This window comes from Bacillus cereus group sp. BfR-BA-01523 (assembly GCF_022662615.1).
Taxonomy (GTDB): domain Bacteria; phylum Bacillota; class Bacilli; order Bacillales; family Bacillaceae_G; genus Bacillus_A; species Bacillus_A mycoides.
Window position 1 is genome coordinate 398,284 of sequence record NZ_JAKUDX010000002.1, and the last position, 15,863, is coordinate 414,146.

A 15,863-nucleotide genomic window follows, 5' to 3' on the forward strand; every position below is an offset into this window, starting at 1 on the left:
CCGAAATGGGAGTTTTTTTATGATACTTTCGATTCAGGTGAATGATCCGTTAATGGTACTGCTTTGGCGCGACTTAATTTTGCGATAGCAAAACCGATAATAGCCCCAACTAACGCTGGTACTAACCAGCCAATTCCTTCATTATATAATGGAATAAACTCAAAATAAGATGTGATAAATGAAACAGGAATATTCCCTTGTTTTAATCCGTCAAAAACGCTAACAATTGCTGTTCCGATTAAAGCACATACATAAACAGATCGATAGCCACCGAAATATTTATGAAGTAATGATAATAACACGAGTACAATTGCAACTGGATATACAACAAGTAAAATAGGAACAGAGATGGCGATAATTTTTGTTAAACCTAAGTTGGCAACTAATAATCCTAACAAGCAAATGACACTTGCTAACATTTTGTATGAAAATTTTGTCAATAATGTTGAGAAGTATTGACTGCACGCAGATACAAGTCCAACGCATGTTGTTAAGCAAGCAAGTGTAACGATAAGAGATAACAGAATTAGACCATATGGACCGAATAATTGTTGTACGATAACGGTAAGTAGCTGTCCTCCATTTTTTGCGTATCCGAGAGAGACACTAGTTGTACCGAGCCAGCCAAGTGCACCATATACAAGTACGAGACCAGTAGCGGCAATAAGTCCTGCTTTTGCTGTAGCGATGGCAATTGATTTACGATCACTCACACCTTTTGAGCGAATTGCATTTACAACGATAATCCCAAATGCAAGTGCTGAAATGGTATCCATCGTTAAGTATCCTTCCATAAAACCTTTGAAAATTGGAGAAGTTTGATACTCTTGCATGGCTGGTCCAGATTGCCCGAGGGGTGTAAATACACTCTTAACGAATAATAAAAAAATAGAGAGTAATAAAATAGGTGTTAATACACTTCCGATACGATCGACGAGCTTAGAAGGGTTTAAACTAAGCCAAAATACGATAGAAAAGAAGATGACTGTGTATAAAAATAGCACTAGGCTGCTAGAGCGAATAGTTTCTGGTAAGAAAGAACTAACCCCCATTTCATAAGCGACATTAGCAACACGTGGGATGCCCATAGATGGACCGATTGCAATGTATACAACTACCGTAAAGAATATTCCGAATAATGGGTGAACATGACTTGCAAGTTGTTGCATTCCATTTCCTGATAGAGAAATAGCGATAACAGTAAGTAGTGGTAAGCCGACTCCTGTTAGTAAAAAACCAATCATTGCTGGCCAAAAGTTTTCACCAGCATTTTGTCCAAGCATTGGAGGGAAAATTAAATTTCCTGCCCCAAAAAATAAAGAAAATAGCATAAGGCCTGTGAAAAAAACATGTTTTTTTGATACAGTGTTCATTGTTTTTCCTCCTTTTTTGTAAATTCATTGTAAGAACACAAAAAACTCGTCCCTAAAGAAAGGGACGAGTTATATTTACCCGCGATACCACCCTAATTTATACATGTAGAAATAAATCTATATGTATACGGCTTTGCAACGTACAACATGATACGTGTTCCTTGTAACGGGGGACATCCGGTAAGAACTTACTTTAGCATTCGGTTCTACTTCTCGGAGATGATTTTCGGTTAAGCACTGAACGTTGGCTTTCAGCAAATCGCCAACTCTCTGGGGAACAGTCCTATAACGTACTCGTTCTCGTCAATGAATTTTAATTCAAGTATTCTGACAGTATTTTCACATGTTTTTTTTAGAAAGTCAACATATTTTTTGGGAAATACACTTTCCTGTAGAAATATAGCTGAGAATATAAGGGTTAATACTATTTGTAAAAATGCTGTAAAACATTATAGAGAATTGTAAATTTTATGGAGAAAATCGATATTTATAGGAGTAAGGAAGGAATTGTTTGAATTTGCAGAGAATAATACAACAATCCACTTGCTGGAAAGAACAAACCAAAAGAGGTGACTGAAATGCTTGCGATGGGAGTATTATTTGGCATTATTGCTATAATTGGTTTTATGTGGTTATATTATTCGCGTTCGTTTAAACAAGCAGAAGTTTTACTCTTTCAAAAAGGTAGTTTGTTGACAAATCAGTCTAGATATTTAGTATGTCCGAAGTGTGGAAGTGCACAGGCCAGGAGTGGAGGATATCAAGAGTGTTGTAAAATTAGATTATGAAAGAAGGAAGCCTCACATTACTTTGTGAGGCTTCCTTCCTTACAATTTTTTCGCGCTCCAAATGGTCCAACGATCTCTTTCGATGATAGGAGAGACGTTTTGTAATGCCGTTTGGATATGATGTAGAAGTTGAGAAAGTTCATTATCTGTTAGTTCATATAGAATGGATCGGCCTGTTCGAGGAGATAAATCTTGTAGCAAAGCCTCTACAGAATCATGTACTTTTCGTACTTCCCATTGTGTTTGTGTGGGGAACGCTTGAAGAGAATATTGTTGTAATTCTTGCTGAATAGTAGTGGTTTTTGGTCTTCTTTTCGCTTCTGTTTCAATGAGTTTTGGAAAGACAGAGAAAAAATATCCACGAAGGTGTTCAGGACTTCCTGGAATTGTACAATCTTCAATAGTTCGGTCTTGTAAAATAAGTATACCGTCTTTTTTTAATATGCGAGAAGCCTCTCGTATAAATGTGGGAATATCATGCAAATGATGAATGACTGCACGAGAAATGACAAGGTCGAATGTTTCATTAGGGAATGAGATATTATGTGCATCACCGTGAATGAATGAAATGTTTGGGAAGCCGTTACAATTTTCTTTTGCAGCTTGTAATATTTCTTTTGAAAAATCAAGCCCAACAACACTTTTGGCTCCCATAAGAGCAAGTTCTTTCGTGTAAATGCCACCACCACAACCTATATCAATTACTTGTTTATTTTGCACATCTACAATATTGTTTATTGTTTCCTGCCATGAAATATGTGCGTTACGACTTGCATACGTATACTTATTATTTGCATCATGAAAATTAATGGACATTGTAAAATCCTCCCTTCATTGTATAGTATAGCTCATTCTATATAATGTAACGTTTTTGTTTTATGTATGAGGATTATAAGAATTTCTTATTGGAAAAGGAGAATCGATTTGAAAGGAAAATATTTAATGGTTTTATGTGTTATTTTACTCGCGTCGTGTGGTCAAGCAGAGCAAAAGAAAGAATCGAAACAAGTAGAGGAGACAGTGAATGAAGTGAAAGAACCATTACAAATAACTGTTATACAAAAAGGTACAGAAGAAAAAAAATTAAAGAAAATGGATGCGGAGTTGGTGGTGGATATTATAAACAAAGCGGAAAAACAAGAAGTAACGGGTAGTTTTGGTGAACCGGAATATGAAATACAAATTAGTAGTGATGGAAAAAAAGAAACATATTATGCATGGTTAAGAGGAGAAGATCGCCGAGGATGGATTCAATATAAGAAAGATATGTATATGCTTAACGAAAAAGATACGGAAAAGCTTTTGGCTATCTTTCCAAAGATTCCAGAACAAAAAGAAGATGAGATGCAGGTAGGTACTTTAACGGAAGTAACAAAAAAAGACATGCAGATTACTGCGTTTCATATTAAAGCAGGTGATCAAAAAATGAATTATATAGTACGTTATACGATTTCACAATCACTATATAATAAGTTAGCAAAGGAACAAGAATATTATTTGCAATTAATTTTCCCGGAAAAGGTCCAAAAATTAATTGGCGCAAAAGAGAGTGAAATAATTTTAGCTGAAAAAGTAAAGGAAGGGTATAAACAGTATGAGTTGAATGTTACTGTTCCGATAAAAGATGCTTCAGAATCACAATTAAAATCACTAGAAACCTATTATGATAATCACGATTTACAAATATTAAATAGTAAGAAAGAAAAAGTAGGAGCATTTCAAAACATTATTCAAATTGTTAAAGAGTATGGTGAAAAAATGAATTTACAAAGATAAAGTGAAATTGTAATCAGTGGGGGCATCCCCCGCTGATTACTAGCACGACTCCTACCTAAATTCTTTGCTCCAGCCGAATTTTGAGGTGGGATTCTTACTGCCCGTAAATAGCGGGCAGTAAGAATCATAAAGTCTATATGGCCTTTCCTAGGAAATGATAATAGAGGGGAAAGATCCCCTCTATTATTTTGCTTTTGCAGATGGCTCATTCATTGATTTTCGTGTAATTAGAAAGGAAATCATAAGAGCAGAAAGAATAATAAGGGCTATAAATAAGTGATTTGGCAACCAATCTAATAATAATACGTAGCTGACGGTATAAAAAATAAGAGTTGAAGCTAAAAACGATAGAGCGCCTATCATAAGAGATTGTAATTTCATTTGTATTTACCTCCTTTTATTTTTATTTTTGGCTAAAAATGGATGGAATAAACATTATTTCTAACAATAGAAAAAAATATGTCATAATAGAGAAAAAGAATAAGTTTTGATGAGTGTATATGGCTCAATAAAGCGAGATAAAGGAGAGGAATATGAAAAATAATAAAAAAGGATTATGGGGAGTTATCGTTGCAATAGGGTTATTTTTACTATCTAAGTTAAAATGGGTATTTGCAATTTTTAAGTTAGCAAAATTTTCAACAGTATTTAGTATGTTTTTATCGCTTGGTGCATACGCAGTCATATATGGTTGGAAGTTTGGGGTAGCACTCGTATATTTATTGTTTGTACATGAGATGGGGCATTTATGGGCAGCGAGAAAGAAAGGGATACCAACATCGCCAGCAATCTTCATACCATTTATGGGAGCTCTTATTGGGATGAAAGAGATGCCGAAAAATGCAAAAGATGAAGCTTACATTGCATATATGGGACCTCTTTTCGGGTTGCTTTCATTTTTACCCGCGATCCCACTGTATATAATCACGAAAGAGCCGTTTTGGGCGCTTATTATTTTACTTGGAAGTATGATTAATTTCTTTAACTTAATTCCAGTTTCTCCATTAGATGGTGGACGAATAATTTCAGTTGTAAGCACGAAAATTTGGGGAGCAGGGCTAGTTTTACTACTCGGCTATTCTATTTACTTCAAAAGTATTTTAGGAGGATTTATTTTTATTATCGGCTGTATGGAACTATATAGAGTAATAAAGAGAGATGAGCCGATTAAGGAATTAGGATATAAAATCGATGGAATGAAAGAATATGCTGCTAGGCTTGAAGAGGAATTAAAAGAAACTGGTGCGGTGCATCGAACGATTTATATGATTCACCATGAAATGAATGTATTAAGACAAAGAGAACGTGAAAAAGAATTAAAAACAGGAGAACTTCAAAAGATTGAAGTGCTAGAGTACCTTTTACCAAAATTTGAGCCACTTGATTATGTCCCATATGAAGATGAAAAAGAAATGCATACAATTCATATAAGAGAAGCATTTGAAATGTCAGAAAGAAAATTAAATGAATGGGAAACAGAAAAGGAACAACAAGAAAATTATTATAAAGTCGATACGAAAACGAAATGGACAGTATTTGCTTGTTATATCGGATTAATGGCTATACTCGGTTATACAGCTTATGAAGGTTATGTTGTTTTACAAGAGCATTTACCAAGGAGAAGTTTGTAGAAAAATAGTGTCGAAATGAAAAGGAGGATTTAAACAGGAATTACATTTCTACGAGAGAATGTTACAAGTGTAACAGTACATTGTAATATTCATAGTAGAAAAGGGGTTCTGTATATGAAGAAATTGTTAAGTGTATTGGTAACTATTACTGTGATGGCAATAGCGAGCTATAGTCTTATGAAAGTACTATTATATTATGCGAATAAGTCTGCTGGAGTAAATACAGTAGCACAAATAGAAGAGGTGCAAGAGAAGAAGAAGACACTCGATTTTGTTCGTACGACACATGAAAGTTATAATAATTTCTTGAATTATGGCAAGGCAGAGAAATATACAGATGGGGATTGGAGACATTTTAAACAATGGTTTCAAGAGCAAGAAGCCTCTTTAAAAAATATACATAAAGAAATGAAAAATGAAAAAATAAAACGCGATGTGAATAGAAGTTATGAAATTGTAAAAAAAGGTGTGGAGCTTCAGAATATGGAGTATGTAATCTATGCTCATCGCGTATATCATGACTTGGATATACTTGTAAATAAATATAAAGGTGAGACGAATGTATGGGGGTATACCGAGTTTGGAGATGGGCAGAATATAAGAGTAATTGAACAAGCAATACAAACGAAGTAGTAGGCTAGCTAGAATTCTAGTTAGCTTTTTTTTGAGCACTATTAATGATGGCTAATTAAAATTTACTTAATATGTGCATTGTTCATATATTTTTCACAAAAACACCATGTTAATAGTGATTAAAATCACAATATGAATTATACAATTCAGTTAAACTAAAAATAGTTAAGGAAATAGAGGAGTGGGATACAATGTTAAGTGCAAAAACAATTGAAATCGTAAAGTCAACAGTACCGTTATTACAAGAAAAAGGCGTTGAGATTACAACGAGATTTTATCAAATTTTATTTTCGGAACATCCGGAGTTATTGAATATTTTCAACCATACGAACCAGAAAAAAGGAAGACAACAACAAGCATTAGCAAATGCTGTTTATGCAGCTGCAATGTACATTGATAATTTAGAAGCTATTATTCCAGTTGTAAAACAAATCGGTCATAAGCATAGAAGTTTAGGTATTAAAGCAGAGCATTATCCAATAGTAGGTACATGCTTACTACGAGCGATTAAAGAGGTCGCAGGCGCACCTGATGAAGTTTTAAATGCATGGGGAGAAGCGTATGGCGTCATTGCTGATGCATTCATTAGCATTGAAGCGGGTATGTATGAAGAAGCTGCACATAAAGAAGGTGGATGGAAAGATTTCCGCAACTTTGTGATTGTTAAAAAAGTGAAGGAAAGCGACGTTATTACATCATTTTATTTAAAACCTGAAGATGGCGGGAAAGTTTCTTCATTCATCCCAGGACAATATGTAACGATTCAAATAAATATTAAAGGTGAGACATATACACATAATCGTCAATATAGCTTGTCTGATGCTCCAGGAAAAGAATATTATCGTATTAGTGTAAAGGAAGAAAAAGGTGTAGATACACCAGATGGTAAAGTATCTAATTACTTACATGATCATGTAGGGGAAGGAGATGTCTTACCAGTAAGTGCACCAGCGGGAGATTTCGTTTTAAATATGGATTCAACATTACCTGTTGTACTAATTAGTGGTGGGGTAGGTATTACACCGATGATGAGCATGTTAAATACGCTAATTGAACAAGAATCAAAGCGTAATGTATGCTTTGTTCATGCGGCGATAAATAGTAATACACATGCGATGAAAGAGCATGTTGAGACAGTAGAAAAAGAGTATGAACAAGTTAAAGCATATACTTGCTATTCTTCACCGACAGAGCAAGATGTGGAAATGAAGAATTTTGATCAAGAAGGATTCATTGAACGTGAATGGTTACAAACTATTATTCCAACGACTGATGCAGAATTTTATTTCTGCGGTCCAGTACCATTTATGAAACATATAAATGCTGCATTAATTGATTTGGGTGTTAAACAAGAGAACATTCATTATGAATTTTTCGGTCCCGCAGCAAGCTTACAATAGGTTAACGTTGCCAAGCAAAAAACGAGGTATTATTTTACCTCGTTTTTTGCTTGTTCTCTAAGTAAGCGATTTACTGTTTCGCGGCGTACACCTATGAGCTGACCAATTTCAGTTTGTGTTAATATTTCATAAATAGGGATGTCACCTAAATAAAAGGTGAACCACTCTTGTAAACGATGAAGGCGCTCTTTAGGAGAGACAGTTGTCAATTGATCGATACGCTGTTGCATCATTCTTAACTTCGATTGTAATTGTATAGCGATATTTTCATATGATGCAGGATTTGCCTGAAGTTTGTCGTACCATTCATTGCTAATTATAGGCTCCACTTCTGTTTTCATTAAAGCGATAGCTGTACCGTGATATTCCTTCGGTGAAATTAAAGAATGGTGAGGTATCGTTTCACCAGGAACGATAATATTAAATAAAAAAGGTGTTCCGTCTTCTTCTAACCGAATAACTTTTAATAAACCTGTTTTTATAAAATATAATGGACCGTCCTCACCTTGACGGAATAATACATCTCCCTTATGTAGAATCAATGTTAGCCCCCCATTAAAACATTTCTATTTCTTATATTTTAGCGTATATGTATAAAGACAATATGCTTTTTAAACAGCAATTTCATTGACGAAATGTATGCTATTACAGTAGTATACTATTTAGTGTGTAATAGTACTAGCAATGAATACGCTGTAGGGGGTTTAGTATATTGTTAGATGCGATGAAGATGACGGATATGAGAATTCCGGCGAATGCTATCATTCATGTGGAAGAGATGAAAGGTGGAGTCGTTTTATCCGTTGAAATAGACGGCCAAATTATTTATACGATGGCTTATGATGAAGAAACAGATAGTTATGCTGAATTATATGATCGAAACGATAAGAGGGCGTGCCAGGTACATGAAGACTTTATGGGATGGTCACTTCTTCACTAAAAAGATGTCAATATGACATCTTTTTTTATTGAATCGATAGATTATACAAAGAAATGAAATATAAGGATAAAATTTGTAATAAATGATTTTGCATTGTTAGCGCTTTGTAACTGTAAGATAACTGTTTTTTCGCTATCATAAAGATAACAGTCATAGCTATAGGAGTGATCAACTTGAAGAAATTACATATTTCAAATTTTATGCTATTAAGTGTTTGTTTAGTTTTATTTGTTCTCCTAGGAGCCTTTTTATATTCATGTGTATAAGAAAAAACGCATTCTAGAAAGAACGCGTTATAAAAATGAAGTAATGATTAATCTAGTTCCAAGAATAATTAATGTGATACGTAATAAATTAATTACTGCATTACCGCTTAATTTTGTGTTAATATAAGCCCCGATTTTTCCGCCAATCCATGCACCAGGAATAAGAATTAATGCATAAGCCCAGCTGACATTTCCTAGAGAGATGTGAGTTAAAGAACTTACAATTGCTGAGAGAAATACGATAAACATTGAAGTTGCTACAGCAATGTGTGCTGGGAACGCAAAAAGGAGCATCATCGCTGGCACAAGTAAGGCACCACCACCGATTCCAAATAATCCGGATATAAATCCAACTATAAAGGCAATAAAGATAGCGAGAAATGGTGGAAATTGATAGTCTACAGTATTTCCTTCGTTATCTGTAAAAGATCGCTTAATTACAGTCATATTTGATAGGGAAAGAGGTTTCAATTTGTCTCGTAGTATAAGAAGAATGGAGACGAATATAAGAAAAATCCCAAAGTATAAAGAAAATGTATCTTGGTTTAAAAATTTGTTTGCCCATGATCCGATAATACCACCAGGGCCACTCCCGATAAATAAAATAAGTCCACTTTTATAATCTACCCGTTTATGTTTCATATAAGTAAGGGTAGAAGCCAGCCCTGTAAAAACGACTGTTACCATAGAAGTTCCTACTGCGAGTTGTGGTGATAAACTGTGTAATCCAATTAATAACGGAACGATAATAATTCCGCCTCCAAGTCCGACTAGGCTCCCGACTGTCCCGGCGATTAATCCGATGAAAAGTAACATGATGTATTCCAAAATTGCCAACTCCTCTATATAACTTATCCATCAATCATTATACACGCTTTTTAATAAGAAATAGGCTTGTTCACAAAAAAGTCGTCTTCCTAGAAAAATAAGGAAGACGACTTTTGATTAAAAGATTAAGTGTAATAAGTAGTAAAATAATGCAGCTAAAGAGGCTGAAATAGGAAGTGTAATAACCCATGTAATTAACATGCGTTTTGCAGTTCCCCATTTTACACCTTTCACGCGATGTGAAGCACCAACTCCTAAAATAGAAGAAGAGATAACGTGCGTCGTACTAACCGGTAAGTGAATAAATGTTGCGCCGAAAATAACAAGTGATGATGATAAATCGGCAGCTACACCATTTACAGGACGAATTTTCATAATTTGTCCACCGACAGTTTTAATAATTTTCCAACCACCGACAGAAGTACCAAGACCCATTGCGATTGCACAAGATAATTGTACCCAGAAAGGGATATCGCCAGAAGTATGATAGTTATTGGCCATAAGAGCCATCGTAATGATTCCCATTGCTTTTTGTGCATCATTCGTACCGTGCGTATAAGCTTGTAATGCAGCGGTGAAAATCTGGAATATACGGAAGTTCTTGTTCGTTTTCGTTAAGTTAAAGTTTTTAAATACCACTTTAAAAATACTATATACGATGTAACCAATAACAAAAGCGATGATCGGTGAAATGATTAAAGCTTCAAGAATTTTTATAAACCCTTTATAGTTTAATGCGCTAACACCAGCAGCAGCAATTGCTGCACCAGCGATTGCGCCAATGATTGCATGCGAAGAACTACTTGGAATGCCATAGTACCAAGTGATCAAATTCCAGACTATTGCCGCAAGCAAAGCAGCTAAAATTACAAGAGAACCATTTTGCAAAGCAAACGGGTCAACAATATCTTTTGTAATCGTTTTTGCTACACCTGTAAATGTCATCGCACCTAAAAAGTTCATAATAGCTGCCATAACAATTGCATGTCTAGGCTTTAGAGCTTTCGTTGAAACAGCCGTTGCAATAGCGTTTGCTGTATCGTGAAATCCATTGATAAAGTCAAAAGCTAAAGCGCAAATGACTACTAAAACGGTCAGTATCAAGAGTGTATCCATGATCAAACTCCTTACGCGTTCTTCATAATGATTGTTTCTAATACGTTTGCAACGCTTTGACAGCTATCAGCTACTTCTTCAAGCTCTTCGTAAATCTCTTTAAATTGAATAATCTTAATCGGATCTTTCTCACGAGAGAATAAATGCTTAATCGCATGACGGCGAATATCATCACATTGTGACTCGTAATCCTTAATCTTGATCGCATTTGTACGAATATCGACTAATTTCTTTTTAGAAAGTAGTTCAACAGAATTTGCAATCTCAATCGCACATTGATTAATTGCTTCAACGAATTTAATCATGTATTCATCAGCTTCTGTAATAGAATACATTTCGAATAGACCAGCACTGTGATCTAATCCGTCTAATACATCATCCATACTCATTGCAAGTTGTAGGATGTCTTCACGTTCAATAGGAGTAATAAACGCTTTGTTTAGCTCCATAATGATTTCGTGAATGAATGAGTCACCTTTTGACTCATACTCTTTCATGCGCATAGAAAACTCTTTTAAATCGCTAGCATTTTTAATTTTATACTCCACGAAAAACTGCGCGCCTTCTTTTAAATTTTCGGAAACGTTCATAAGCATTTCAGAAAATTTATCTTTTTTTGATTTAAAGACCATTATTGTTACCCCCACAAAAGTAATATATGTAAAATATATTGGCTAATCAATTCTAACAAAAAACTGTCGTTTTTTAAAACATTTTATCGAAAAGTTTACAAAAACTTAACATAACTCTCATTGTTGTATTAATAATATTAATACTCAACAATGAATATCTTACTTGTAGAATGTCCTTTTCTTGCAAAAAGTATGAATGTGAAAGAAAAGCTTTACACTATAGGAACGACTACGTTATTATAATAAATTTAAAAGGAGGTATATTCTTCCTTTTAAAAAGAAGAGTGTAAACAAATGAAGGAAGTGAACCAATGAAATTGAAGAACACTCACTTTAAAAAAATACTTGAGTGGTTCAATAAGAGAAAGAAACTACGCAATTCATTAATTGTATTGGGAAGTTTACTTGCTACTCTATTTATTGTTGTAAATATAATAATTTCCATTCAAGATATATCTGAATTAAAACAAGCTGTTCCACAACCGACTTTAATTTATGATGCAAATAATGAAGTTGCGACTAAATTAGCTTCTTCTAAAACAGAAGGGGTCAAAAGGAAAGATATTCCTGATATTATGGTTCAAGCAATTGTTGCAGTAGAAGATAAGGAATTTTTTAGTCATCATGGTATTTACTATAGTGGAATTATAAGTGCTGTATTTAAGAACATTACAGCTGGTGAAGTTGTGGCAGGTGGTAGTACAATTACACAACAACTTGCGAAAAATGTATTTTTAACGCAAGACCGTACATTCTCTCGTAAAATAAAGGAATACTTTCTAACGAAAAAAATAGAACGTACTTATACGAAAGATGAAATTGTTGAAATGTATATGAATCAAATTTATTTTGGTGAAGGTGCTTGGGGGATAAAAAGAGCAGCTAAATCTTATTTTGATAAAGAAGTAAAAGACTTAACGATTTCAGAAGCTGCAACGATTGCAGGATTAATTAAAGCGCCATCTGCGTATTCGCCGTATAAAAACTTTAATAAATCAATTGAAAGACGTAATGTCGTATTAGGTTTAATGAAGGAGCAAGGATATATTTCTGAAGAACAATTTAACCAGGAGAAAGAATCAGGTCTTGTATTACGACGTGGTGTTGACGATAAATATAAGGGAAAATATTCTCAATACGTAGATTATATTGTTAGAGAAGCGATGGACAAGTATGAATTAACACAAAATGAAATTTTAGCAGGTGGCTATCGTATTTATACGGAACTTGACTCGAAAAAACAACAAGCGGTTGAAGATGTTGTGAATAATGATAGTTATTTTAAAGATAGTGGCTCAGATCAGCTTATGCAAACTGGAGTGGTCCTTATGAATCCAAAAACTGGCGGTGTTCCGGCTTTAGTTGGAGGCAGAGGTCCTTATCAATTTTTACAGTTTAATCATGCAACACAATTAAAAAGACAGCCAGGTTCAACGTTAAAGCCTCTTGCAGTGTATGTACCAGCGTTAGAACAAGGATATGAAGTATACGATGTCTTAAAAGATGAACCGTTTAATATTAAAGAATATGCACCACAAAATAGTGATCATACGTTCCATGGTAATGTGACGATGTATGAAGCGGTGGCAAAGTCATATAATGTTTCAGCAGTTTGGCTATTAGAGAAAATTGGATTAGATAAAGGATTGAAATCTTTAGAGCGGTTTGGTATTCCATTAGAGCCTGAAGACCATACGTATCCGATTGCTTTAGGAGGTATGCATGTAGGGACTTCACCATTTGTAATGGCTCAAGCGTATAGCGCACTTGCAAATGATGGTGTCCAAGTAGAAGCTCATGCTATTAGAGAAATCCAAAATGCTGAAGGGGAAACAATTGGAAAATGGTATAAGAAAGAAACTCGTGTGACGAACGAGAAAGTTGCCCAAAAGATGACATACTTATTAAAAGGTGTTATTGAAAGGGGAACAGGTGAAAAAGCGAAAGTTAATAATATCGATACCGCAGGCAAGACAGGGACTACCCAGCTTGTAAATGGACCAAGCACTGGTGCGAAGGATTCGTGGTTTGTTGGATACACACCGGATTTAGTAGGTGCGATTTGGGTAGGGTATGATAAAACGGATAGTGAGCATTATGTGCCAGGAGGCAGCCAAATTACAACGACAATGTTCCGGGATATTATGAAGAAAGCGAATGGAAATCCAACTCAAAAGGCATTTCAGTTATCACTAATACCTGAGGCGGATTATACAAAACAATTAAAAACGATTGAGGAAGAAAAACGAAGGAAAGAAGAAGAGAAAAAACGAAAAGAAGAGGAACAACAAAGAAAAGAACAGCAAAATGAATGGATAGATAAAGTGAAAGAGTGGATTCCATTTTGGTAAAAAAAGAGGCGAATAACGAGTTCGCCTCTTTTTTATGAGAAATGAGCGGTTTTATCTCGGTTCAAAATGTGGCAACAGAAAAGAAGTTAGGTGAGAATCGAGCTGCCTATAAAAATTTGATGGGTTTAACTTAATAATCCGTGGGGATGGGAAAAGCGCCACGGATTAAAGCTTCAGTTTATTTATTTAGCGTAACATTGGTCCTACCGAAGGATTGAGAATCATACGTGACGGTTATTATTCCTTTACTAATAGGTTCATATGGCAATTCCTCTTCGAAATTCCCAGTATTTTCATTATGGATAGAGAGTGTTATTTCATCAACGTCTTTATTTTTATATTGATCTTTAATCGTTTCAGCGATTTGAAGTAGGTTTTCATAACTAGAAGCTTCTGTAATAAGCATTCCTTTTATAACTTTTTTTTCATTTTGTGTGGAAGAGGAATACGGGATGTTGTTTTGTTTTGTATACAGAAGTTCGTATGGAATTGTTTTTTTTTCTGCTTTTGAAACATTTGAATAGTTTAGAGTTAAAAGAAACCCTATACATAAAATTATGCATACCATAAGAACAAACCAAAAACGTGTCAGTGATATAATTCGCATTGTCATCCCTCTTTCATGTCTTTGTCTTCACTATTCATCATACAAAAAGAGGATTAAGCTAGAGTAAATTTGAAGTAAAGAAACGTAAAGAAGGAGCACTTATCCTCCAAAATAAGTGCTCCTTTTTATTAAAAGAAAGATTTAACATACAATCAAAATAATACAAATTACTATAAATCAAACATTCTTGGTCGTTCAAAAATAAAATGAAAACTAAAATTAGTAAATTCGGAAGACTGATAGTGTAGCTGTTGTGTCACCAGTGTTAGGGATGGAGATAGTATTTACTGTAGGTTGTACAGAGATTGTTGTACCAGCTGTTAAAGTAACAATTGTGGAGAAAGAAACCGCACTACCGATAACGTTAGTTGAAAAATTACGAGTAGGTGGTTGACCGTTGAATGAAATACCGAATCCAAATGGTGAAGAACCCGGGAAGGTTGTAGATGCTGAGAAACTAATATCGTATACTCCTGTTTCTAAAATAGTTAAAGTATCTGAAGTGTCATTAAAAATGAGATTATTTAGTTCGAAAACTTGATTAAATTGGATATTCGTTCCAGGTGATATAGTTTGTGGATTAGAATTTCCTATTGCTGCTATAGTTACAGGGAGTGGTGTGCCCGACGGTCCAGTAGCGCCAGTAGCACCAGCCGGACCTTGAGTACCTTGAGCACCTTGAGCACCAGTAGCACCAGCCGGACCTTGGGCGCCTTGAGCACCAGTAGCACCAGCCGGACCTTGAGCGCCTTGAGCACCTTGAGCGCCAGTAGCACCAGCCGGACCTTGAGTACCTTGAGCACCTTGAGCGCCAGTAGCACCAGCCGGACCTTGAGCGCCTTGAGCACCTTGGGCACCAGCAGGTCCTTGAATACCTTGTGGTCCTTGAAGTCCAGTAGCACCTTGAGCACCAGCCGGACCTTGAGTACCTTGAATACCTTGAGGTCCTTGTGGTCCTTGAGGTCCAGTAGCACCCCTAGCGCCAGCCGGTCCTTGAGGTCCAGTAGGTCCAGTAGGTCCTATTGTTCCTCCACCAAGGCAACCTGATCCATATTGAACTAGGATAGCTTGAATTTCTGTAATGAGCTTAACTAGTTTATCGATAGTACAGCAATCGATTTTGAATAACTTAGCAATATACAATAAATAATTAAGCAAACTTTGTAGTTCAACGTACAATGCTCCGCATGAGAAAGGTGAGGACTTCAGGATAGTTAATAAGTTAGCAATAATAGAACTACCAATTTTTTCTTGTGCAGGTGATAAATCTAAGCAACTGAGGAATTTTTGAAGATTATTCAGGAGAGCAATTAGTTTATCGATGTTATCTTGAGAAGGGTTTTGAAATACAGCTTGAATACTTTGACCAAGAGCTTGAAGAAGTCTAGCATACTCTTTTAGTTCTGCCTTAGAGATGTTAATATAACTGCAAGCTCTTACTTCGCAACAATCATTACCATAAAACACTTTCCCTTTATTTTTGTTGGGCATTTGTTCATTCCTTTCTTTTATAGAATAAATA

At 35.2% G+C, this 15,863-nt stretch carries 16 protein-coding genes and 1 other annotated feature; of the genes, 7 read left to right on the forward strand and 9 right to left on the reverse strand.

Translation table 11 applies throughout. The annotated features are described in order from the left end of the window. Positions 1-17 precede the first annotated feature (17 nt). On the reverse strand, positions 18-1,373 hold the full coding sequence (gene brnQ3, locus MR066_RS06475) for a branched-chain amino acid transport system II carrier protein BrnQ3 (protein ID WP_242246250.1): 1,356 nt from the start codon (positions 1,371-1,373) through the stop codon (positions 18-20). A 57-nt stretch (positions 1,374-1,430) separates the two neighbouring features. Then, positions 1,431-1,689, reverse strand: a binding site (T-box leader). A 262-nt stretch (positions 1,690-1,951) separates the two neighbouring features. On the opposite strand from brnQ3, the gene MR066_RS06480 reads away from it, so the two are divergent. Continuing rightward, the gene (locus MR066_RS06480) at positions 1,952-2,161 is read left to right on the forward strand and encodes a hypothetical protein (RefSeq protein WP_000880630.1); all 210 of its coding nucleotides are present in this window, start codon (positions 1,952-1,954) and stop codon (positions 2,159-2,161) included. 39 nt (positions 2,162-2,200) lie between these two features. Here MR066_RS06480 and MR066_RS06485 read toward each other — a convergent pair whose 3' ends face one another. Continuing rightward, positions 2,201-2,977: a class I SAM-dependent methyltransferase gene (locus MR066_RS06485; protein WP_002140994.1), complete on the reverse strand. Its 777-nt coding sequence runs from the start codon at positions 2,975-2,977 to the stop codon at positions 2,201-2,203. Positions 2,978-3,085: 108 nt separating this feature from the next. On the opposite strand from MR066_RS06485, the gene MR066_RS06490 reads away from it, so the two are divergent. Next, a complete protein-coding gene (locus MR066_RS06490; protein WP_242246260.1) occupies positions 3,086-3,937 on the forward strand; it encodes a YhfM domain-containing protein in 852 nt (283 codons plus the stop codon). Positions 3,938-4,120: 183 nt separating this feature from the next. Here the strand turns inward: MR066_RS06490 and MR066_RS06495 are convergent, their stop codons facing one another. Continuing rightward, entirely contained in the window at positions 4,121-4,318 is a 198-nt protein-coding gene (locus tag MR066_RS06495) for a hypothetical protein (RefSeq protein WP_000776287.1), read from the reverse strand. Between the two features lie 152 nt (positions 4,319-4,470). Between MR066_RS06495 and MR066_RS06500 the strand changes: the two genes are divergently transcribed. From MR066_RS06500 to hmpA, 3 genes are all read left to right on the forward strand, one after another. Next, on the forward strand, positions 4,471-5,568 hold the full coding sequence (locus tag MR066_RS06500; RefSeq protein ID WP_002126346.1) for a site-2 protease family protein: 1,098 nt from the start codon (positions 4,471-4,473) through the stop codon (positions 5,566-5,568). Positions 5,569-5,682: 114 nt separating this feature from the next. Continuing rightward, on the forward strand, positions 5,683-6,201 hold the full coding sequence (locus tag MR066_RS06505) for a hypothetical protein (RefSeq protein ID WP_242246276.1): 519 nt from the start codon (positions 5,683-5,685) through the stop codon (positions 6,199-6,201). A gap of 191 nt (positions 6,202-6,392) precedes the next feature. Continuing rightward, entirely contained in the window at positions 6,393-7,601 is a 1,209-nt protein-coding gene (gene hmpA, locus MR066_RS06510) for an NO-inducible flavohemoprotein (RefSeq protein ID WP_242246278.1), read from the forward strand. A gap of 29 nt (positions 7,602-7,630) precedes the next feature. Here the strand turns inward: hmpA and MR066_RS06515 are convergent, their stop codons facing one another. Continuing rightward, positions 7,631-8,143, reverse strand: a complete 513-nt coding sequence (locus tag MR066_RS06515; protein WP_002086692.1) for a Crp/Fnr family transcriptional regulator — start codon at positions 8,141-8,143, stop codon at positions 7,631-7,633. A gap of 170 nt (positions 8,144-8,313) precedes the next feature. Between MR066_RS06515 and MR066_RS06520 the strand changes: the two genes are divergently transcribed. Beyond that, positions 8,314-8,541: a hypothetical protein gene (locus MR066_RS06520; protein WP_000883004.1), complete on the forward strand. Its 228-nt coding sequence runs from the start codon at positions 8,314-8,316 to the stop codon at positions 8,539-8,541. 293 nt (positions 8,542-8,834) lie between these two features. On the opposite strand, the gene MR066_RS06525 is transcribed toward MR066_RS06520, so the two are convergent. The 3 genes from MR066_RS06525 to MR066_RS06535 all read right to left on the reverse strand — a co-directional run bounded on the left by MR066_RS06525 (position 8,835) and on the right by MR066_RS06535 (position 11,383). Then, positions 8,835-9,635, reverse strand: coding sequence for a sulfite exporter TauE/SafE family protein (locus MR066_RS06525; protein ID WP_002086690.1), 801 nt, complete (start codon positions 9,633-9,635; stop codon positions 8,835-8,837). Positions 9,636-9,752: 117 nt separating this feature from the next. Continuing rightward, on the reverse strand, positions 9,753-10,751 hold the full coding sequence (locus MR066_RS06530) for an inorganic phosphate transporter (RefSeq protein WP_242246288.1): 999 nt from the start codon (positions 10,749-10,751) through the stop codon (positions 9,753-9,755). Between the two features lie 11 nt (positions 10,752-10,762). Beyond that, the gene (locus MR066_RS06535; protein WP_000231445.1) at positions 10,763-11,383 is read right to left on the reverse strand and encodes a DUF47 domain-containing protein; all 621 of its coding nucleotides are present in this window, start codon (positions 11,381-11,383) and stop codon (positions 10,763-10,765) included. Between the two features lie 311 nt (positions 11,384-11,694). On the opposite strand from MR066_RS06535, the gene MR066_RS06540 reads away from it, so the two are divergent. Then, the gene (locus MR066_RS06540) at positions 11,695-13,734 is read left to right on the forward strand and encodes a transglycosylase domain-containing protein (RefSeq protein ID WP_242246290.1); all 2,040 of its coding nucleotides are present in this window, start codon (positions 11,695-11,697) and stop codon (positions 13,732-13,734) included. Positions 13,735-13,912: 178 nt separating this feature from the next. Here MR066_RS06540 and MR066_RS06545 read toward each other — a convergent pair whose 3' ends face one another. Both MR066_RS06545 and MR066_RS06550 read right to left on the reverse strand, forming a co-directional pair. After that, the gene (locus tag MR066_RS06545; protein WP_242246292.1) at positions 13,913-14,341 is read right to left on the reverse strand and encodes a hypothetical protein; all 429 of its coding nucleotides are present in this window, start codon (positions 14,339-14,341) and stop codon (positions 13,913-13,915) included. 219 nt (positions 14,342-14,560) lie between these two features. After that, positions 14,561-15,832: a Gly-Xaa-Xaa repeat protein gene (locus tag MR066_RS06550; protein ID WP_242246294.1), complete on the reverse strand. Its 1,272-nt coding sequence runs from the start codon at positions 15,830-15,832 to the stop codon at positions 14,561-14,563. Positions 15,833-15,863 lie beyond the last annotated feature (31 nt).

Excerpts from the sequence above, each read along its gene's own strand:
- brnQ3 (WP_242246250.1), bottom strand. The coding sequence starts at position 1,373 with ATGAACACTGTATCAAAAAAACATGTTTTTTTCACAGGCCTTATGCTA.
- MR066_RS06480 (WP_000880630.1), top strand. The coding sequence starts at position 1,952 with ATGCTTGCGATGGGAGTATTATTTGGCATTATTGCTATAATTGGTTTT.
- MR066_RS06485 (WP_002140994.1), bottom strand. The coding sequence starts at position 2,977 with ATGTCCATTAATTTTCATGATGCAAATAATAAGTATACGTATGCAAGT.
- MR066_RS06495 (WP_000776287.1), bottom strand. The coding sequence starts at position 4,318 with ATGAAATTACAATCTCTTATGATAGGCGCTCTATCGTTTTTAGCTTCA.
- MR066_RS06500 (WP_002126346.1), top strand. The coding sequence starts at position 4,471 with ATGAAAAATAATAAAAAAGGATTATGGGGAGTTATCGTTGCAATAGGG.
- MR066_RS06505 (WP_242246276.1), top strand. The coding sequence starts at position 5,683 with ATGAAGAAATTGTTAAGTGTATTGGTAACTATTACTGTGATGGCAATA.
- hmpA (WP_242246278.1), top strand. The coding sequence starts at position 6,393 with ATGTTAAGTGCAAAAACAATTGAAATCGTAAAGTCAACAGTACCGTTA.
- MR066_RS06530 (WP_242246288.1), bottom strand. The coding sequence starts at position 10,751 with ATGGATACACTCTTGATACTGACCGTTTTAGTAGTCATTTGCGCTTTA.
- MR066_RS06535 (WP_000231445.1), bottom strand. The coding sequence starts at position 11,383 with ATGGTCTTTAAATCAAAAAAAGATAAATTTTCTGAAATGCTTATGAAC.
- MR066_RS06540 (WP_242246290.1), top strand. The coding sequence starts at position 11,695 with ATGAAATTGAAGAACACTCACTTTAAAAAAATACTTGAGTGGTTCAAT.
- MR066_RS06545 (WP_242246292.1), bottom strand. The coding sequence starts at position 14,341 with ATGCGAATTATATCACTGACACGTTTTTGGTTTGTTCTTATGGTATGC.
- MR066_RS06550 (WP_242246294.1), bottom strand. The coding sequence starts at position 15,832 with ATGCCCAACAAAAATAAAGGGAAAGTGTTTTATGGTAATGATTGTTGC.